The organism is Galbibacter orientalis DSM 19592, assembly GCF_000260115.1.
Lineage (GTDB): Bacteria > Bacteroidota > Bacteroidia > Flavobacteriales > Flavobacteriaceae > Galbibacter > Galbibacter orientalis.
In genome coordinates this window covers 318,156-339,728 of sequence record NZ_JH651380.1, presented here as the reverse complement: position 1 = coordinate 339,728, position 21,573 = coordinate 318,156, and the positions used below count along the sequence as shown (strand labels likewise).

Genomic DNA, 21,573 nt, shown 5'->3' with positions numbered 1-21,573 from the left:
AATGTTATTAAATAAAAAATCCTCTTACTAAAATTAGAAAGAGGATTTTTTTATGCTGAATATCATAACTATTGTTCGCTATAATGTATTTCTGAAAGTTTACGTAAATTTTCAGCAGCAGATTCTGCGGTAATATCTCGCTGTGGATTAGCAAACATTTCGTAACCTACCATAAATTTTTTTACTTCTGCTGAACGTAATAATGGCGGATAAAAAGACATATGAAAATGCCACTCTTCATGGGCTTCTCCATCGGTTGGGCGCTGATGAATTCCTGAAGAATATGGAAACGAAGTCTCAAAAAGGTTATCAAACATAATAGTTAATTTCTTAATTATGGAAGCAAAAGCAATCTCTTCCGTTTCGTTTAACTGACTAATATCTTGATAATGCTTTCTCGGAACTATCATAGCCTCATAAGGCCAAACCGCCCAATACGGAATAAGAGCTACAAAATGCTCATTTTCAACTAAAATACGTTCCTTTAATTCTAATTCTTGTTTTAAATAATCTTGCAGAAGACTTCTCTTGTTAGTATCCCAATATTCTTTTTGATGTTGTTGTTTTTTTAAAACTTCTTGTGGAATAGACGATTGCGACCATATTTGTCCATGTGGATGCGGATTGCTACATCCCATAATTGCGCCTTTGTTTTCAAAAATCTGCACATGATTAATTGCTGGGTTACCTCCCAATTCTTTATACTCCTGCTTCCAAAGCTTTACTACATTGGTAATTTCTTCAACCTCCATTAAAGGAAGCGTTAATGCGTGGTTTGGAGAAAAACAAACTACTTTACAAATCCCCATTTCTGTTTCAGCTTTTAAGAGTCCGTTGTCATAAGTTTCGCTCTCAACATCTGGTAATAAAGCTGCAAAATCGTTTGTAAAAGCGTAAGTTCCTTTATAGTCTGGGTTAACATCTCCACTTGCTCTTTCGTTAGTTGGGCACAAATAACAACTAGCATCGTATGTTTCCTTTTGTAATTCACTCTTTTGATCCTTTTTACCTTGCCAAGGACGTTTTGTTCGATGTGGAGAAACTAAAACCCACTCCCCTGTTAATATATTATACCTTCTATGCGGCTTATTATTAATTGTGTTTTTCAAACGAATAAATTTAAGTTAAACATTTAATTTTATATATAACTAAGTAAAGAATCACTCCCTTTTAAAAACATTCTCTTTATTCATTTACTTTTATGGAGGCGATTATACATTAACTTAGCTCAGCATTTTGCTATGCTTAATCCCTTAATGAGGGTTTCATGCTTATATTTTTGATACCCCATTGCTAATTTTTACTTCAATTGGGCTTAATTCTATCTTGAATTTTTCTTGGTATGCTTTTGCAATGCTTTCAATATATTCAGCTACAAAATCTTGATGTACAATATTTATAGTACAACCTCCAAAACCGCCGCCCATCATTCTAGACCCCAAAACATACTCAAACTTTTTAGAGAAATCCACCATAAAATCTAATTCTGCACAGCTTACTTCATACATTTCACTTAATCCTTGATGCGACTGATATACTAATTTCCCAAATAAATCAAACAAATCATCTTCCAATGCATTGGCAGCCATTAGAGTACGCTTATTTTCTTGAATTACATACAAAGCTCTGTTATATGTTTTCTCCGGGAGTTTCTCTTTGAATTCATTTAAAACTTCTTCAGAAACATCTACTAAATACTTAGATGAAGGGTATTTTTGTTGAATTATTTCCAAAGCTTCTTCACATTCTTTTCTTCTCGTATTGTATTCGCTACTGGCCAAATTATGTGACACATTGGAGTTTAAAAGCACCAATTGATATGGTTCAATATCAGATTGGATTAACTCATAATTTAAATTTTGACAATTCAATAAAAGTAAATGGTTTACTTCCCCTCTAACTACAGCAAACTGATCCATAATTCCACATTTTGTTCCCACAAAATTATGCTCAGCATCTCTAGAAAGAGTTATTATTTCTTCAGAAGTTAAACCTATTCTGAAGAGTTCATTAAGTCCTTTTGCCATTCCACATTCTAATGCTGCGGAAGAACTCAATCCAGACCCCATAGGTAAATCGCTTTCAATAATACAATCAAACCCTTCTATACTACCCTTTTTTATTTCTTCTATAAAATGAACAACTCCTAAAATATAATTTTGCCATTCTACCTTACTAGGATTTACTTCAGATAAATTAAAACTAAACCCTGTATTGTAATTTTGAGACCAAATAGTACACGTATTTGAGGTATTCTTCCTAAAATACATTTTAATTTTTCTGTCAATTGCAGCAGGTAAAACATGTCCGCCATTGTAATCTATATGCTCACCAATTAAATTAATTCTTCCAGGAGAAGCTATTTTTACTTCGCTTTTAAAATCTTTTAAATTCAAAAAGTTTTCTTGCCTATTAACAGATTGCGTTGTATTTTTCAAATCATATATTTTTCTTTAACAAATATAATAAAAGTGATATGCACTTTTATTATATTTAATTAAAAAATTAAAAAAATTTGTAAATGACTTCATCAACTAGTAATTTTTACGCTGAAGAAAACAAAATATTTGTAGCAACAGACTGCATTGTATTTGGTTTTGATGATGGCGAATTAAAACTTTTAATCTTTAAAAGAAGGGTAGCACCACATGAAGGCGATTGGTCTTTAATAGGTAGCTTTGTTAAGCCTAGTGAAGATGTAGATGAAGCTGCTCAAAGGGTTTTAAAAGAAATTACTGGACTTGATAATGTGTTCTTTGAACAATCTAAAACCTATGGAAAAGCAGATAGAGATGAAGGTGCTCGTTGCATTTCTGTAGCGCAATTTGCACTTATTCGGATTGATGAATACGATAGAAAACTCACAGAAAAACACGGCGCTTATTGGTATAAACTTGAAGATCTACCAAAGCTTGTTTTAGATCATGACCAAATGGTAACCGATGCGCTAAGCAAATTAAGAAGTCGCGCCAAACACCAACCTATTGGTTTTGAGCTACTTCCAGAAAAGTTTACGATTCCACAATTACAAAGTTTATACGAAGCTATTTTTCAAAGAAAACTAGATCCAGGAAATTTCAGAAAAAAAGTACTCTCTTTTGAAGTTCTAAAAAAACAAGCTGAAAAAGATAAAAGTGCCTCAAAACGTGGCGCATACTATTATATGTTTGATCATGAAAAATATCAAAACCTATTAGAATCTGGTTATAACTTTGAAATTCTATAAAAGATAACTTTTACAGCATACTTCTTTTAATTACTGTAAATTTGCTACTGAAAAAGTAAGTTTAAAATGAACAAGCAACTTCTATTGTCTATTCTATGTCTTAGCTTTAGTGTTTTTTTAAGTGCTCAAGAAATAGCTTTATTAAAGTACAATGGTGGTGGAGACTGGTATGCAAACCCTACAGCGCTTCCAAATTTAATTGCTTTTTGTAATACTAATATTCACACTACCATAAAAAGTAAACCTGCTACTGTAGAAACTGGAAGTATCGATATTTTTCAATATCCGTTTATACATATGACTGGGCATGGAAATGTTTTTTTTTCGGAAGAAGAAGCTATAAACCTTAGAAAATACCTTCTTTCTGGTGGGTTTTTGCACATTGACGACAATTACGGAATGGCTCCTTATTTAAAAAAAGAATTAGTTAAAGTTTTTCCTGATAAAGAACTAACAGAAATTCCTACCTCCCACCCTATCTTTAACGAAACTTATAAATTCCCAAATGGACTCCCTAAAATACATGAGCACGACGGAAAACAGCCACAAGCATTGGGAATATTTGATAACAACAGACTAATTCTTCTTTTTACCTTTGAAAGTGATCTGGGAGATGGATGGGAAGATGAAGAAGTCCATAACGACCCTCAAGAAATCCGACAAAAAGCATTAAAAATGGGGGCTAACATAATACAATACGCTTTTGAACATTAAAATGACAACACAACTGGAGCATACTAATACTAACTTCTCGGAAAAACAATTTCCAATCACCATTATATGCGACCATATTACCAGCGCTGCAAACATAGGTGCTATTTTTAGGCTAGCAGATGCTTTTGGTGTAGAAAAAGTTATATTTGTAGGAAACGAGCCTGTTTTTACAAGACGTATGGAAAAAACAGCTAGAGCAACTCATAAAACCGTTCCTTTTGAGCATCTTACAGAAGAAAATGATTGTATTGAATTTTTAAAAAAAGAAAAATATACCATTATAGCTTTAGAAATAACAAATAATAGCACTCCTATTAATAACCTAAAAATTTCTAATAAGAATAAAACTGCTATTATTATCGGAAATGAAAATTATGGAGTTTCTAAAAACCTCCTTTCTATTGCTAACCATACTACTCATATTGAGATGTTTGGAAAAAATAGCAGTATGAATTTAGCACAAGCTACAGCCATTTGCTTATATGAAGTAACCAATAATTATCAACTATAAATAATAAGACATTTTCCTTAATTTTATATTGAAATTGCTATTGTTTTAACAACTAGCAACACAACTAAAAACTAACCTTTTCGATATTAAATATCGGATAAAACCCTAAAAGGGAACAACGTAATTAAAATGGATTCTAAAACTATTTCTAACGGGATATTAAGAGCCCTAGCAACCATAATAGGAGTTTCGCTATTGCTCTTTTTTATATACAAAATCAAAGCAATAATAGCCTATATTATTATAGCCTTGGTAATTTCTTTAATTGGAAGGCCAATTGTAAGGTTCTTACGAAAGAAATGTAAATTAAACGACAACGTTGCAGTAATTATTACCATGGTTATCATGATTTTATTTACCGTTGGAGTTATAAGCCTATTTGTACCTTTAATTATAGAGCAAGGAAAAAATCTTTCTTTGCTAAATATTGATAATTTAAGAGCTAGTTTACAAGACGTATATAGAGAGATTTCAGATTATTTCTCTGTTAGTAGATACAAAGTTGAGCAATCTATAGAAGAGTCTATAAAAACTTCAGAGTTTATTTCTAATATAGATTTATCTGCTATTCCAAATATGTTTAAATACATTGTTGGAGGAATAGGATCTCTTAGTGTTGCAATTTTTACGGTTATCTTTATATCATTTTTCTTTTTAAAAGATAGTCGCTTATTTCAAAACGGACTCTTAACTTTCATTCCCCCAGAGAACGAACAAAGCGTAATAAATTCCCTAGAAAAAATAAAAAATTTACTCTCACGATATTTCATAGGATTATTACTTCAAATAGCTATATTATTTGTTATTTATACAGCCGTTTTAATCATCTTAGGAATAGACGATGCCATAGTAATTGCATTCCTTTGTGCGCTTTTAAATTTAGTACCATACATAGGTCCTTTAATTGGAGGGGTATTAATGATATCTTTAACGATGTCTAGTAATTTAGGAGCAGATTTTAGCACCGTTATTTTACCAAAATCCATCTATGTTTTAATCGGATTCATGATAGGTCAACTTATAGATAACTTCTTTAGTCAGCCGCTAATTTTTTCTAATAGTGTAAAATCACATCCTCTAGAAATCTTCTTAGTTATTATTATTGCAGGAATGATTTTTGGTGCTTTCGGAATGGTATTAGCTGTACCCATATATACCGCTTTAAAAGTGGTTTTAAAGGAGTTTTTATCCGAAAATAAGATTGTTGGTAAGCTTACAAAAAACTTATAGTTTTACTTTGAATAAAGAAATATTAAATACTGGTACACAATATTTTATAAATAAAAATATTAATACTGACATTTCGTCACTTTTACTAAAAGGTTTCGATTTAGAGGGAGTTGACACAAAAGAGGTTGTAGAACAAATTGAAGCTAAGAAAAAATCAGAAAAAAAACTTCCTACCTGGTTTAAAACTGACAAGATTTACTATCCTAACAAACTAAATATTGAACAAACCTCCTCAGAAATTACTGCTCACTACAAAGCCAGTTTAGTGAACGGAAAAAAACTAGTAGATCTTACTGGAGGATTTGGAGTCGACTCTTATTATTTTTCCAAACGTTTTAAAGAAGTTCTTCATTTTGAAATCAATGAAAATTTATCAAAAATAGCCACTCATAATTTTAAAGTTTTAGGTCAAAAAAACATCTTCACTTTTGCAGAGGACGGCATCTCTTTTCTTGAAAAAACAAAGGATAATTTTGATTGTATTTTTGTGGATCCTTCAAGAAGAGATAATAAAAAAAATAAAGTATTTTTACTACAAGATTGTGCGCCTAATATGCAGCTTGTTTTACCAGTACTATTAAAAAAATCTCCTACTATAATTGTAAAAACCTCTCCTCTACTCGATATTTCTAAAGGAATTGAAGAACTAAAAAAGGTAGTGGAAATTCATGTTGTTGCTGTTAATAATGATGTAAAAGAACTTCTTTGGATTATAAAAGACAAGAAAACTACCACCCCTTTGATTAGAACCATCAATTTTTCAAAACATATAACAGAAGAATTTGATTTTCATTTAAATGAAGAAAGTAATACAAATACTGAGTTTTCGCTCCCAAAAAAGTATTTATACGAGCCCAATTCTGCAATTTTAAAAAGTGGCGGTTTTAATTCAATAGCAACAAAACTAAACCTCTCTAAGCTCCACCCAAATACTCATTTATACACTAATGACGAGCTAATTAACTTTCCAGGACGCTCCTTTATAATTAAAGACATTATTCCATACAACAAAAAAGCACTGAAGAAAATTCTTCCAGAAAACAAGGCCAATATTACCACTAGAAATTTCCCTGAAAGCGTTGATCAAATTCGCAAAAAGACTAAAATTACAGATGGAGGAAACACCTACCTCTTCTTTTGTACTAATATTAATAACGAAAAAATTATTATTCATTCTGAGAAAACAACATAATTGACTTCAAAATAAACAGCGTTAACGTACCTTATTCAATATTTTTGCTATTTTAGCAGATAAAATAGAAAGAATTTGACAATTAAAGAAATAGCTAAGCTAGCAAATGTTTCTCTAGGAACCGTAGATAGAGTACTGCATAAACGAGGAAAAGTATCTAAAGAGACTGAAAAAAAAGTGCTTGATATTATCGAAAAAGGTAATTACAAGCCAAATATATATGCTCGTGGTTTGGTTTTAAACCGATCTTATAAAATAGCCGCACTTGTACCAAACTATAATAATGGAGAATATTGGGAGATGCCCTCTAAAGGCATTAAAATGGCGGAGAAAAATTTAAGTCAGTTTGGAATAAACCTAAGTATTCTATACTTCGATCAAAACTCAGTTTCCTCATTTACAGAAAAGGCAGAAGAACTTTTAAAACTCAAACCAGATGGGGTTATCCTAGCTCCAGTTATAAATTTTGAAGCAGTAAAGCTTACCAAAAAACTAGACGAAGCTAAAATCCCTTTTAGCCTTATTGATTCTAACATCCCTAACAGTAACGCTTTGAGTTTTATTGGTCAGGATGCATTTCAAAGCGGGAAATTAGCTGCCAAACTATTATGTTCAGAAATTAATTCAAAAGGAACAATATCAATCATTTCCATTAAGAATAATGAAAACCATAATAAAACTTTACAACAACGAATTGAAGGTTTTAAAGATTATATCTACAACAGCAATTTTATAGCAAATATTACTTTAATAGAACACAACATTCATTTAGGAACTGCAAATTGGGAAGAAAACCTCACCCAAGCTTGTGCCCCAACCAATAATACTGTTGGAATATTTGTTCCCAGCTCCATGATACACCATGTTGCTAAATGTATTGAAAGTAATTTTGATACCATGAGCACTATAAAATTAGTAGGAAACGATTTAATTGCTAATAATGTAAAGTACTTAAAAAAGGGTATTATAAATTATCTAATTGGACAAAGACCTGAAAATCAAGGATATTTAGCTCTGGAGAGTTTCTATAAATATTTAGTGTTAGAGAAACAAGTTCCTCAAAAAAAATACCTCCCATTAGATATTATCACGCAAGAGAATTTAATGTATTACAATGATGATGTAGTTTCTAGTTAATTATGGCTCGTTTATCTTTTATATACATTATATGATAATCTCAACTTTTTACCCTTATTTTTAATTAAGTAATAAAATATCTGTCAGTTTATTATATATTAAAAAATGTTGTACGTACCTTATTTTAACATTCAAATTTATTTTTTTTCAAAAAAAACATTAACTTGGTCGATGTTTTCATATTAAAACTGATATTAATTTCATCTAATCATTAATTTAAATCACATAAAATGAACTTTGTTTAAAAAAATGTGTACGTACACACAAAACTAACTTTAATAAAACTTAAAATTATGAAACACTTAAAACACCATGCATTGTATAATTCTAGTCCCTTTTTTAGGTATAAGAATCTATCTTTGCTATTTTTTATTATTAGTATAGGAATCGCCACACCCCTATCCGCATCTCCGCTTCAAGAGATTGATGTAACAGGAACCGTTATGGATGCTGAGGGCTTCCCGCTTCCTGGTGCTACTATTATTGAAAAAGGAACTCAAAACGGAACTCAAACAGATTTTGATGGTAATTTTCAATTATCCGTTTCCAATGAAAATGCTACACTAGTTGTATCGTTTGTTGGTTTTTCTACTAAAGAAGTTCCCCTTTCAAACCAAAAAAATCTAACAATTACTTTAGAAACAGATGCAGCAGCTTTAGATGAAGTAGTTGTAATAGGTTACGGAACTCAAAAGAAAACAGATGTAACAGGCGCTATCTCTTCAATTTCTGGAGAAGATATAAATTCTACCAAAGAAGGAAATGCTTTTAACGCCATGGCTGGTAAGGTTGCTGGTTTAGATGTTGGCGTAACAAATGCTTCGCCAGGATCATCGCCAAGCTTATTGATTAGAGGAAGAAGTTCCCTTAATTTTTCTAATGAGCCTCTAATTGTTGTAGATGGAATTCCTATGGAAGGAAGTTTAAACGACATAAACTCTGCTGATATTGCTTCTATGGAAGTATTAAAAGATGCCTCTTCTACTGCTATTTATGGAGCAAGAGGAGCAAATGGGGTTATCTTAATTACAACAAAAAGAGGGAAAACTGGAAAAGCCAAATTTACTTATGATACTTATTACGGTTTTGCAGAAGTACCAGAAAATTACAAACTTCTTGATTCCGATGGTTATGTAAGTCTAAGACGTGAAGCAAGAAGAGCTGGACAAGAAGAAGAACAAGGACTTATTCCGGGCACATTACCTTTACCCTCTATTGAAAGCTCTCTAGAACCGCTTCAATTAGCTGCATATCAAGATGGAGTAAATACAGATTTCCTTGATTTAGGAACTCGTGCAGGACAACAGGTTAATCACCAATTAGGCGTTTCTGGGGGTTCAGAAAAAATAAGATACAACCTTTCCTTAAGTTATTTTGATCAAAATGGGGTTTATAATTTAGCAGATTATGAGCGTTACACTTTTAGAGCCAATCTCGATATAAATGCTACCGATAAATTAAAAATAGGTTTATCTCAACAGGCAAATTTTTCAAAAACAAACAATTACAATCCTTTAGCAGGTTTAATGAGCCAGCCTCCTCTTGTTACTCCTTTTGATGAAGATGGGGTTGCCACACTGGATCCATTAGCTGACGGACTTAATTGGAATCCTTTGAGTAATGAAACTCCTGGAAATTATATTGATGAAACTATAAATTACCGCTACTTTGCAAATATTTTTGCTAGTTATCAAATTCTAGATGGATTAAAATATACCTTAAATGTTCAACCTCAGTTTGAATCGCTTACCGATAATGATTTCCGCGCTTCTCTTTCAGATAGCCGTACAGGCGGACTTTCACAAGCTTCAAAAGCAACAAGGGTAAATACAGCTTATACTATTGAGAATATCTTAAATTATTCAAAAATGATTGGCGACAATCATTCTATTGACGCTACCTTCCTTTACAGTTTTCAAGAAACTAAAAGAGATTATTTATACTTACAGGTTTCTGGACTTGCAAACGACAGTCAGACATTTAACAATTTAAGTGATGGCTCTCAAGTAGACAATCGTGATAGTTCTTTACAGACCGAAGGTTGGGTTTCTTACATGAGTCGTGTTAATTATGGTTTTAAAAACAAGTACCTCCTTACACTTACTGGTCGTTATGATGGTTCTTCAAAATTGTCTAAAGGAAAAAAATGGGGCTTCTTCCCTTCTGCTTCTTTTGCATGGAGAATTATTCAAGAGGATTTTCTAAAAAACCAAACTGTTCTAAGCGATCTTAAACTTAGAACTGGTTACGGGCAGGTAGGTCGTAATCCAATTGCTCCCTACGCTACCTTTGGAAGCATTAAAAGATTAGAAAACTCTTTTGGTGGAAATCCTGCTTTTGGTTTTCAACCAGAAGACATTGCAAATCCAGATCTTAAATGGGAAACCACTACCACTTTTGACATCGGTTTAGATTATGCTTTTGCTAAAAATAGAATTGCGGGGAGTATTGATTATTACACAGGAAAAACAACCGATTTATTATTAAATAGAGTTTTACCTTCTACTTCTGGATATTCTTCTATTCTTCAAAATGTTGGAGAAACTAAAAACTCTGGGATTGAATTAACATTAAGTACTGTTAATATTGAAACTGATAAGTTTAGATGGACAACCGATTTTAATTTTTCAGCTAATAAAAGTGAAATCGTAAAACTTCTGGATAGCCAATCGGATGATGTTGGAAATGGTTGGTTTATTGGGCAGCCATTAAGTGTTTATTACGACCGAGTTTTTAACGGAATCTGGCAGCTTGATGAAAATGATGTTGCAAACAGCTACGGAAGAAGACCAGGAGATATAAAACTTGCCGATTTAAATAACGATGGAATGCTTAATGATGATGACCGAAAAATATTAGGGCAATTAGACCCAAAATGGATTGGTGGTTTTACCAGTAAAATGGAGTATTCAGGTTTTGATTTTTTAGTAACACTTTATACACGCCAAGGAAACTTAACTCGCTCACGAGCATTAGAAAATGTAACAATTTTTGGTAGAAATAACGATTTAGACCTTAATTATTGGACTCCAGAAAACCCAAGTAACGAATATCCACGTCCTAATATTAACAGAGAAAGACCATTGGATAATGGTGTGTTAAGTTATGTAGATGCTTCATTTGTAAGAATCCGAAACATTACATTTGGTTATACACTTAACAAAGAAGTAAGCGAGATTTTAGGTTTGGAAAGATTGCGTTTTTACGCTTCTGCACAAAACCCATTCCTATTTACAAAATCTAATCTGAAAGGTTTTGATCCTGAACTTGGTAGTGGTGATAATTTTATAGCATCACCAAGAACCATTTTATTTGGTTTAAACGTTGCTTTTTAAAGAAATTAAATAAAATAGTCATGAAAAAAAATATACTATACATATTCGCATTAATCTCACTCATTTCTTGTAGTGATATTTTAGATGAAGAACTTACAGGCGACCTTACGGGCGATGGAGTTTTTATAGATGAAGAAGGAATCAACTTCGCCTTAAACGGAGCATATGCATCCCTTGGGCTCTTTATAGGAAACAGCCCAGATGGCAGAGACGGCACTAACAGAGAAACCGGATGGACGCTTATTGCCTTTGGAACAGACACCTATACAAACGCATCAGACGGTGGCTTTAAATATTTTAATACCTATGATTCCGACCTCAATGCTAGCTCCCAAATTGTAAGTGAGTCTTGGAATGAATTCTATAAAGGAATTAATGCTGCCAATACAGTCATTAGCAGAGCGCCAGAGGCAATCCCTAATAACCAGCAAAAACTCACAGAAGTTCTTGCTGAAGCTCGTTTTTTAAGAGCCTACTATTATTATTGGTTGGCTCGTATATGGGGACCTGTTCATTATACTGATGAAGAAACCACAACAGCCGAAACAGAAGCTCATAGAATGGCTTTAGATGAATTGTATCCAAAAATAATTGAAGATTTGGAGTACGCAGAAGCAAATTTACCAGGAGTTCAAGACGATTTTGGAAGGGCTACTTCTTGGGCAGCAAAAGCTACTTTAGCCGATTTGTATCTTACTCGAAAAAATTACGATCTTGCAGCTAGTTATGCTGAAGATATTATAGATAAAGGACCATTTTCTTTGGTAAGTACGTATGCAGAACTATGGAATCTTGAAAATGAAGAAAATAGTGAAGTAATTTGGTCTACACAATTTGCAGACGAATTAGAGTACGATAACGGCGGAAACCCTGCACATCTTTTCTTTCTAATGGAGTACGACAAATTACCAGGAATGCAAAGAGATGTTGTTAACGGAAGACCATGGAAAAGGTTTAGACCTACAAATTATTTATTAAATTTATACGATATGGAAGATCAAAGGTACGATGGCACATTTACAACGGTATTTTATGCAAATAATTCAGATTCTGCTCCTTCAGGAGTAGCTGTTAGAGATACTGCTGTATACCTACCTCGTGTACCTTTATCTCAAGCTGAAAAAGATACTAAACCTTATGGAGCAAGTATTTATAATCAAGATGAATATACCGAGAAAATATATCCTTCTAGTAAAAAGTGGGTACAACCAAACAGAGTCTCTACAAATGAAGAATCTGGAGGTAGAGATTTTATAGCATATCGTCTAGCGGAGATCTATTTAATTGCTGCTGAAGCATATGCTTTAAAAGCAACTCCCAATCAAACTAAAGCTCTTTACTATCTAGACGAAGTACGCAAAAGAGCTTATGGAGTAGATAACGTATCCGATTTGCCAGTTATTTCTGCAGTAGACCTTAATGTTATTCTTGAAGAAAGAGCAAAAGAGTTGGCTCAAGAAGGAAAAAGATGGTTTGATTTAGTGCGTACCGGAAAACTAGTAGAACGCGTAAAAATGCACAACCCACAGGCCGCTTCTTTTATTCAAGAGTATCATAGTTTACGACCTATACCTTTAACACAAATAGATAGAACCTCTAACGAATTTCCACAAAACCCCGGATATTAATAATCTACTACCTCGAGGCAAGCCTACGAGGTATTCAAAGGAAAATAATTTAATCCATTTCGACGTAGAACGTAAGAGAATAAAACCCTCAATGAGGGATTTAAAACATGAAAATTTAATGAAACATCCATGATTAACAATAAAACTTACTATAACTTGGATGTTTCATTAAACCATTAAAAACAATAAATACAAACAAATGAAATTAAGAGTTAAAAATTACCAACTTTATGCCTTAGCTATTGGCCTTACCATTGGATTATCAAGCTGCCAAGAGAGCGCCCCAAAAGACAACACTCCTTGGACTCCATTGTTTAATGGAGAAAATCTAAATGGCTGGACTCAAAAAGGAGGGGAAGCTAAATACAGAGTCGAAGACGGAAAAGTTATTGGTAGTACAGTCCATAATACTCCAAACTCGTTTATGACTACCAATAAAATGTATGGCGATTTTATATTAGAACTCGATTATAAAGTAGATTCTACTATGAATTCTGGAATTCAAATCCGCAGTAACAGCACTCCTCAATATCAAAACGGACGCGTACATGGGTATCAAATAGAAATAGATCCTTCAGATAGAGCATGGAGCGCTGGTATTTATGACGAAGGTAGACGTGGTTGGCTTTTCCCTATTGAAAATGATAAAAATGCACAACAAGCATTTAAACAAGGAGATTGGAATCATTACCGAATTGAAGCTATTGGAGATACTATAAAAACATGGATTAATGGAGTTCCGGCAGCACATTTAATTGACGGGAAAACACACTCCGGATTCATAGCATTACAAGTACATTCCATTGGAAAAGATGCTAAAGAAGGTACAGAAATTATGTGGAAAAATGTAAATATTCTTACCGATAGTTTAAGTAAATACAGTACAAAAACTCCTGTAGAACCTGTAGTCACTAAAAATAATTTAACCATAGACGAAAAGAAAAATGGTTGGGAAATGCTTTGGGACGGAAAAACTTCTAATGGATGGAGAGGCGCAAAACTTGAAGAATTTCCAGATAAAGGTTGGGTTATTGAAAACGGTATCTTAACTATAATGGAAAGTGATGGAAAAGAATCTGCTGCAGCAGGAGATATTGTAACAAAAAAACTATATCAAGATTTTGAGCTTAAAGTAGATTTTAAACTTACAAAAGGAGCTAATAGCGGTATTAAATATTATGTTGATACTGAAATTAATAAAGGGCCAGGCTCCTCTATTGGTTTGGAATATCAAATTCTTGACGACGATAATCATCCAGATGCTAAATTAGGAAATCACGACGGAAGTAGAACTGTGGCTTCTTTGTATGATTTAATTCAGGCAGATCCAAACAAACCAATCCACCCTGTTGGAGAATGGAATACTGCTAGAATTGTTTCAAAAGACAATCATGTGGAGCATTGGTTAAACGGAGTAAAAGTGCTTGAATATGAAAGAGGAAGTAAAGAGTATCGTAAACTGGTTTCAGAAAGTAAATATAAAAAATGGAAGAAATTTGGAGAGCTTGAAAAAGGAAGTATTCTTTTACAAGATCATGGAAATCGTGTTTCATATAAAAATATTAAAATTAAATCCTTATAAACCCTAAATAATGACAACTAGAAGAAACTTTATAAAAAACACCGTATTAAGTAGTACTGCTATTGCTGTTGGAAGTTCTGTAATGGGAATGCCTGCAAGTAGTTACAGAAGAATTATTGGATCCAACGACCGCTTAAATGTTGCTATTGCAGGTTTAGGGAGAAGATTAGGCGCTTATTATGATCCGATTGCACAAAAAGAGAGTAATGTAAACTTGATGTATTTGTGTGACGTTATGGAAAGTCAGAGGCTTAGAGCTAAGGAGAATTTTTCTAAAATAATTGACTATACACCAAAACTAGAAAACGACATCCGAAAAGTTATTGACGATAAAAAAGTAGATGTCCTCATAAATGCAACACCAGACCATTGGCATGCACCAGGCTCCATAATGGCGTTAAAAGCTGGAAAAAATGTATATGTTGAAAAACCATGTAGCCATAATATGAATGAGAATGAACTTCTGGTAGAAGCTTCTAAAAAATTCAATAAAGTGGTACAAATGGGGAATCAGCAGCGCTCTTCTCCTCACACCATTGAAATTATTAAAGAAATTCATAATGGAGTTATAGGAAATCCATACAAAGCTGTTGCTTTCTATAACAATTCAAGAGGAGAAGTGCCTCTTCAAACAAAAGCTGCCATTCCACAAGGTTTAGATTGGGAATTATGGCAAGGACCAGCAGTGCATAGAGAATATACAGATAATACATGGGACTATAACTGGCATTGGTACGGATGGAATTACGGAACTGCAGAAACAGGAAATAATGCTACCCATGAGCTAGATGTTGCACGCTGGGCATTACAAGTAGATTTTCCAGAATATGCAGAAGTAGAGGCCGATAAAAGACATTTTGTAAACGACGGTTGGGAAATGTATGATACCATGGAGGCTACTTTTAAATTTTCTGACAATAAAGTTATTCAATGGGATGGTAAAAGTAGAAATGGATATAGCACCTATGGAGGTGGACGTGGAACTCTTATTTACGGAAGTGAAGGAACTGTTTATGTTGACCGTGAAAAATATATGTTAATGGATAGAAGTGGAAAATTAGTTAAAGAAGTTAATTCTAATTCTAATGAAGCTGGAACTGCTCTTGGAGGAGGCGGAAGCATGTCCACTATGCATGTGGTAAACTTCTTTGAAACCATCCGCGGAAAAGAAAAATTGAACGCTCCAATTGACGATGCTAGTATAAGTATGGCTATGGTACATTATGCTAATGTTGCTTATAGAATTGGAAAAGGTTTCAAGATAAACAATAAAAACGGCCGTATGCTCGACGAAAATGCCATGAAATTATGGGGTCGAGAGTATGAAAAAGGCTGGGAACCTACCTTATAATTAGAAATTGCACAAAAATAAAAATTGCTTATGAATGATTTTTTTATAACGAAAGAAAACACTTGGGAGGATGTAGACAAAGGGATTAGTAGACAGATAACCAATTATAATAAAGACTTAATGATGGTAAAAGTTAAGTTTGAAAAAGGAGCTATTGGATACAAACATCACCATATACACTCGCAAGCATCTTACGTAGCTTCAGGAAAATTTGAGGTTACTATAGATAATAACACCAAAACATTAGAAACCGGCGATACTTTCTTTGCCAACCCTAATTTAGTCCACGGTGTAGAATGTATAGAAGCAGGCGTTCTCATTGATGTTTTTAACCCTGTTCGTGAAGATTTTTTATCACAATAAATAATAAATAAATGGATCAACTCAAAAATAAAGTTGCTATAATAACTGGAGGGAATGGAGTTTTAGGAGGCGCAATAGCCAAAGGCCTTGCATTACAAAAAGTAAAAGTTGCAATTCTAGGAAGAACAGAAAAAACAGTTTTAGATAGCGTAAAAGAAATTAAAGAAAACGGTGGAGAAGCCATTGCGCTTATTGCAGATGTTTTAAACCAAAAAGAGTTAGAAATTGCTAAAACAAAAGTTCTTGATACTTGGGGAAGCATAGATATTTTGGTAAATGCTGCTGGTGGAAACCGAAAAGGAGCCACCATAGCGCCAGATGAAAACTTTTTTGATTTATCGTTGGAGGATTTTGACAAAGTAAACGATCTTAATTTTAAAGGAACTGTGCTTCCTAGTTTTGTTTTCGGTAAAATAATGGCAAACAATGGTAGAGGAAGTATTATTAATATTTCATCTATGGCAGCACAACAAGCTATTACCCGTGTGGTAGGTTACAGTGCAAGTAAAGCAGCTGTAGATAATTTTACAAAGTGGCTTGCTGTTGAAATGGCTTTAAAATATGGAGATAAAATTCGGGTAAATGCTATCGCTCCAGGCTTTTTTATTGGAGAACAAAACAGAGCCTTGCTTTTAAATACAGACGGAACTCTTACTCAACGCGGACAAACAATTGTTGCTCAAACTCCTATGAAACGCTTTGGAGAACCCGAAGAATTACAAGGAGTAACAAATTGGTTAGCTGGAGATAATTCTTCCTTTGTAACAGGTGTTGTAATTCCTATTGATGGCGGATTTAGCGCTTTTAGCGGAGTGTAATAAAGTTATTTTGAATGTTGAATGTTGAATTGTTGGGTTTGCATCTTTTTGAAGTCGCAAAACTGTTTTTTGCCAAATCGCTTATTCATTGAACTTTCAACACTAAACTTTAAACCTTCAACATTTAAACTTTTAACTTTTAACTTCTTAACTTTCAACTAACAATAAATGAATACCAAATTAGAACAGACATGGCGTTGGTATGGGCCAAAAGACCCAGTATCGCTATCAGACATAAAGCAAGCAGGGGCAACAGGCATTGTTTCTGCCTTACACCATATTCCCAATGGAGAAGTTTGGACTGTAGATGAAATAATGGCACACAAAAAAACAATTGAAGCTGCAGGTCTTTCTTGGTCTGTGGTAGAAAGTGTTCCTATTCATGAAAGTATAAAAACTCAAAGTGGAGATTATATAGAGTACATCAATAATTACAAGCAAACTATTACAAACCTAGGGGAATGTGGCATAGATACTGTTTGTTATAATTTCATGCCTGTTTTAGATTGGACCCGTACAGATTTGGATTATTTATTAGAAGATGGGGCTACGGCACTTCGGTTTGATAAAACAGCTTTTGCTGCCTTTGAACTTTTTTTATTGAAAAGACCAGACGCTGAAAAAGATTATACCGAAGCCGAAATTGCTGCTGCTAATTCCTGTATAAATAATTTAACTTCAGAAGAAAAAAAACTACTTGTTACTAATATTATTGCAGGACTTCCTGGTGCTGAAGAAGGATATTCACTGGAAGAATTTAATGAAATATTAGCAACTTATAAAGATATTGATGCTGAAAAACTAAAACAACATCTTTTCTTCTTTCTAGAAAATATAATTCCTTCCGCAGAAAAAGCAGGAGTTAATATGTGTATCCATCCAGACGACCCGCCCTACCCTATCCTTGGACTTCCAAGAGTGGTTAGTACAGAACAAGATATTTTAGCTATTTATAAAGCTGTTGACAGTAAGAATAACGGACTCACATTTTGTACCGGATCTTTTGGAGTTAGAGCGGATAATAATTTAGCTGAAATGATAAAAAATCTTGGAGATCGTATTCACTTTACTCATTTAAGAAGTACTAAAAGAGATGAGCAAGGGAATTTTCATGAAGCAAATCATCTAGAGGGAGATGTTGATATGTTTAGTGTAATGAAAGCATTGATTGCGCAACAACAACAAAGAATTTCTGAAGGAAGAAAAGATATTAGAATGCCTTTTCGACCAGATCACGGACATAAAATGTTAGACGATTTAAAGAAACACACAAACCCTGGTTATTCTGCTATTGGAAGACTCCGCGGCTTAGCAGAATTAAGAGGTTTAGAATTAGGAATAAGAAAAACCTCTTAATAGAGTTACTCAAAAAAATCAACTACCTCGAGGCAAGCCTACGAGGTATTCAAAAGGAAAAATATTTTAATCCATTTCGACGTAGAACCCTTCGGTAAACTCTGGACAGGCTTTGGGGAATAAAACCCTCAATGAGGGATTTAATACAAAGAATTATTTATAATTTATTAGCAATATCTCCTTTATAGAACATGATATTAACGAATAACAAAAATTTTGTCAAGGTTTTTTTAATAAAATACAATTTTTAAAAAAATAAATTTATATTTGTGCAATCGATTACACAAATACCTGTTCAAGGTAAAAATATGAATCAAGTTAAAATATAAAAACAAATTAATACAAAGCTAGTTTCTTAAGTAGTTAAGAATAATCATAACTCAGTAAACTCCCTTGGAGCATGCTTAGGAAGCATTAAAAGGAAGGGCTAAAAGTATTTCGACGCAATCCCTTCGGGAAACTCAGGACAGGCTTTGGAGCATTCAAATCTCGATTATCGAGTAACATAAAATAGCTATAAACTCTCTTATGAGAGATTAAAATGAAGATTAAAACATTATGAACACTACTAAATTTATAAACGATAATTTTTTACTTCGTAACAAATATGCAGAAGAGCTTTATCATAACCATGCGAGTAAAATGCCAATTATTGATTACCATTGCCATTTATCTCCAAAAGATATAGCAGAAAATAGAGTTTTTGAAAATATTACGAAAGCATGGCTTGATGGCGACCATTACAAATGGAGAGCAATGAGAACCTTAGGTATTAATGAAAAATACATTACTGGAAATGCTTCCGATGAAGAAAAATTCCAACAATGGGCAAAAACTGTACCTTATACACTTCGTAACCCCCTATTCCATTGGACTCAATTAGAACTTGCTCGTTATTTTGATGTGTATGAGCTTTTAAATGAGAAAAATGCCAAGGAAATTTATAAAATCACTTCTGATAAATTAAATTCATCAGACTATAGTTGTCAACAATTACTTTCTAAAATGAATGTAAAAGTTGTTTGTACTACTGAAGATCCTATTGATACTCTAGAGCATCATCAGCAATTAGCAAAAAGTAATTTCGATACGCATATAAGCACTTCTTTTCGTCCAGATAAAGCTATCATGATTGGAAATGATGGTTTTATTGAATATTTAGGTAAGTTAGAAAAGGCTGCAGATATTAGTATTACGTCTTATCAAGATTTATTGGACGCTCTTGTAAAAAGAGTTCAGTATTTTAATGAGAATGGATGTAAAGTTTCCGACCACGGATTAAATAGCATTCCATTTGCTCCTTATTCTGAAGCTGAAGTAGATCAAATTTTAAAGAAACGTCTTAAAAATGAACAACTTTCATTCCTAGAAATAGAAAAATTTGAAAGTGCTGTTTTACAATTTTTAGCAGAACAATACCATTCGCTCGGTTGGATTCAACAATTCCACTTAGGAGCACTTAGAAATAATAACACCAGAATGTTAGCTAAATTAGGTCCTGACACAGGATGGGATTCTATTTCTGACTATCCACAAGCAGAGAAATTATCTAAATTTTTAAATAGTCTTGACGGAAAAGATAAACTTTCTAAAACTATTATCTACAATCTAAACCCTGCCGATAATGAGGTTATGGCAACTATGATTGGTAATTTCAATGATGGTTCTGTAAAAGGAAAAGTACAGTTTGGTTCTGGATGGTGGTTTCTAGATCAAAAAGACGGAATGACAAAACAAATGAATGCTTTGTCAAACATGGGACTTATAAGTTGCTTTATTGGAATGCTTACAGATTCTAGGAGTTTCTTATCTTACCCACGACACGAATATTTTAGAAGAATTTTGTGTAACCTCTTAGGAGAAGAAATTGAAAACGGTGAGCTTCCAAACGACATGGAATGGATTGGAAAAATTGTTGAAGATATTTCTTACAATAATGCTCAGGAATATTTTGATTTTTAAAAATAAATAACCTCGTTACAAAGTCCGCTGTGGATTTAAACGAAACAACATTAACCTACTTCGACATGAGTTGGAGATAAAAACCCTTTTTTGAGGGATTAAACAAAAAACTAAAACTTTAAATATTGAAAAAAGTAGTAGCCTTAGGAGAAGTTTTATTAAGATTATCAACCAAAGATCATCTTAAATTTTCGCAAGCGATAGAAATGAATGCCGATTATGGCGGAAGTGAATTAAATGTGCTTACGGGTCTGTCTAATTTTGGGATGAAGTCTGAAATGATTACGCGTCTCCCCGCAAACGATATAGCAGAAACTGCACTGATGCAAATGCGTAAATATAATGTTGGTACCAATTTTATCGCAAAAGGTGGCGACCGACTAGGACTTTATTTTCTAGAAAAAGGAGCCTCTGTACGAGGGAGTAAAATTATATACGACCGCGCTTATTCTTCTTTTGCACACATAGAAAAGGGAATGATTGATTGGAAAGCTGCTTTTAAAGACGCTACTTGGTTTCATTGGTCTGGTATTACGCCTGGCGTATCTCAAGGAGCTGCAGATGTTTGTATGGAAGCCATTGAAGTAGCTTCAGAGATGGGACTTACTATTTCTACAGATTTTAACTACCGTGCCAATCTTTGGAATTATGGGAAAACTCCTGGAGAAGTTATGGAAAAAATGGTTGCTAAATGTCAGGTTATTCTAGCAGGAGATTATGCTTCCAAACAATATTTTGATATTGATCCAGAGGGGGCTACAGAAAAAGAGCTCCAACAATCGCTTTGCGAAAAACTAAAAGAACGTTTTCCTTCATCAGAAAAAATAATTATTACCAACCGAAAAAATATAAGTGCTATGCACAACACATGGTCTGCTGTTTTATATGATGGAAAAAATCTTTTAGAGTCGGAATCTTATAATATTACCGATATTGTTGATAGAATTGGTGCTGGAGATAGTTTTATGGGAGCTTTGATATATGGTCTCAATTATTATGAAGATCAGAAAGCATTAGATTTTGCAGTAGCAGCTTCTTGTTTAAAACATACTATTTATGGAGATGCAAACTTGGTTTCAAAAGAAGATGTAGAAGATTTAATGGGAGGGAATGTTTCTGGAAGAGTGAAAAGGTAATTTTATTTTAAAATATACAGATGAAACCCTCA

General features: G+C 33.3%; 17 protein-coding genes. 15 read left to right on the top strand and 2 right to left on the bottom strand.

Annotated elements, in window-relative coordinates; all coding sequences use genetic code 11:
* Positions 1-68: 68 nt before the first annotated feature.
* Entirely contained in the window at positions 69-1,109 is a 1,041-nt protein-coding gene (locus tag JOOMADRAFT_RS18730; RefSeq protein ID WP_008616210.1) for a UDP-glucose--hexose-1-phosphate uridylyltransferase, read from the bottom strand.
* 162 nt (positions 1,110-1,271) lie between these two features.
* Positions 1,272-2,438, bottom strand: coding sequence for a galactokinase (galK, locus tag JOOMADRAFT_RS18725; RefSeq protein WP_008616208.1), 1,167 nt, complete (start codon positions 2,436-2,438; stop codon positions 1,272-1,274).
* An 83-nt stretch (positions 2,439-2,521) separates the two neighbouring features.
* On the opposite strand from galK, the gene JOOMADRAFT_RS18720 reads away from it, so the two are divergent.
* The 15 genes from JOOMADRAFT_RS18720 (at position 2,522) to JOOMADRAFT_RS18650 (ending at position 21,541) form a co-directional block, all read left to right on the top strand.
* The gene (locus JOOMADRAFT_RS18720; RefSeq protein WP_008616207.1) at positions 2,522-3,226 is read left to right on the top strand and encodes an NUDIX hydrolase; all 705 of its coding nucleotides are present in this window, start codon (positions 2,522-2,524) and stop codon (positions 3,224-3,226) included.
* 66 nt (positions 3,227-3,292) lie between these two features.
* Positions 3,293-3,940, top strand: a complete 648-nt coding sequence (locus JOOMADRAFT_RS18715; protein WP_008616206.1) for a DUF4159 domain-containing protein — start codon at positions 3,293-3,295, stop codon at positions 3,938-3,940.
* 1 nt (position 3,941) lies between these two features.
* Complete coding sequence (locus JOOMADRAFT_RS18710) at positions 3,942-4,451, top strand: TrmH family RNA methyltransferase (protein WP_050989728.1); 510 nt, start codon at positions 3,942-3,944, stop codon at positions 4,449-4,451.
* Positions 4,452-4,580: 129 nt separating this feature from the next.
* Positions 4,581-5,681 (top strand): AI-2E family transporter, encoded by a 1,101-nt coding sequence (locus tag JOOMADRAFT_RS18705; RefSeq protein ID WP_008616204.1) that lies wholly within the window; start codon positions 4,581-4,583, stop codon positions 5,679-5,681.
* Between the two features lie 7 nt (positions 5,682-5,688).
* A complete protein-coding gene (locus tag JOOMADRAFT_RS18700) occupies positions 5,689-6,873 on the top strand; it encodes a class I SAM-dependent methyltransferase (RefSeq protein ID WP_040880355.1) in 1,185 nt (394 codons plus the stop codon).
* A 75-nt stretch (positions 6,874-6,948) separates the two neighbouring features.
* Complete coding sequence (locus tag JOOMADRAFT_RS18695) at positions 6,949-8,010, top strand: LacI family DNA-binding transcriptional regulator (protein WP_008616202.1); 1,062 nt, start codon at positions 6,949-6,951, stop codon at positions 8,008-8,010.
* A 293-nt stretch (positions 8,011-8,303) separates the two neighbouring features.
* Positions 8,304-11,345 carry a SusC/RagA family TonB-linked outer membrane protein gene (locus JOOMADRAFT_RS18690; protein WP_008616201.1) on the top strand — a complete coding sequence of 1,014 codons (3,042 nt, stop codon included), beginning with the start codon at positions 8,304-8,306 and terminating at the stop codon, positions 11,343-11,345.
* 20 nt (positions 11,346-11,365) lie between these two features.
* Entirely contained in the window at positions 11,366-12,973 is a 1,608-nt protein-coding gene (locus JOOMADRAFT_RS18685) for a RagB/SusD family nutrient uptake outer membrane protein (protein WP_008616200.1), read from the top strand.
* 199 nt (positions 12,974-13,172) lie between these two features.
* Entirely contained in the window at positions 13,173-14,555 is a 1,383-nt protein-coding gene (locus JOOMADRAFT_RS18680; protein WP_008616199.1) for a 3-keto-disaccharide hydrolase, read from the top strand.
* A 10-nt stretch (positions 14,556-14,565) separates the two neighbouring features.
* Positions 14,566-15,906 (top strand): Gfo/Idh/MocA family protein, encoded by a 1,341-nt coding sequence (locus JOOMADRAFT_RS18675; RefSeq protein WP_008616197.1) that lies wholly within the window; start codon positions 14,566-14,568, stop codon positions 15,904-15,906.
* Positions 15,907-15,936: 30 nt separating this feature from the next.
* On the top strand, positions 15,937-16,269 hold the full coding sequence (locus tag JOOMADRAFT_RS18670; RefSeq protein ID WP_008616195.1) for a cupin domain-containing protein: 333 nt from the start codon (positions 15,937-15,939) through the stop codon (positions 16,267-16,269).
* 11 nt (positions 16,270-16,280) lie between these two features.
* Positions 16,281-17,087 (top strand): SDR family oxidoreductase, encoded by an 807-nt coding sequence (locus JOOMADRAFT_RS18665; protein ID WP_008616193.1) that lies wholly within the window; start codon positions 16,281-16,283, stop codon positions 17,085-17,087.
* Positions 17,088-17,255: 168 nt separating this feature from the next.
* Complete coding sequence (gene uxuA / locus JOOMADRAFT_RS18660) at positions 17,256-18,443, top strand: mannonate dehydratase (protein WP_008616184.1); 1,188 nt, start codon at positions 17,256-17,258, stop codon at positions 18,441-18,443.
* A gap of 558 nt (positions 18,444-19,001) precedes the next feature.
* Positions 19,002-20,405, top strand: a complete 1,404-nt coding sequence (gene uxaC, locus JOOMADRAFT_RS18655) for a glucuronate isomerase (RefSeq protein WP_008616182.1) — start codon at positions 19,002-19,004, stop codon at positions 20,403-20,405.
* Positions 20,406-20,530: 125 nt separating this feature from the next.
* The gene (locus JOOMADRAFT_RS18650; protein ID WP_008616175.1) at positions 20,531-21,541 is read left to right on the top strand and encodes a sugar kinase; all 1,011 of its coding nucleotides are present in this window, start codon (positions 20,531-20,533) and stop codon (positions 21,539-21,541) included.
* The last annotated feature ends 32 nt before the right edge of the window (positions 21,542-21,573 follow it).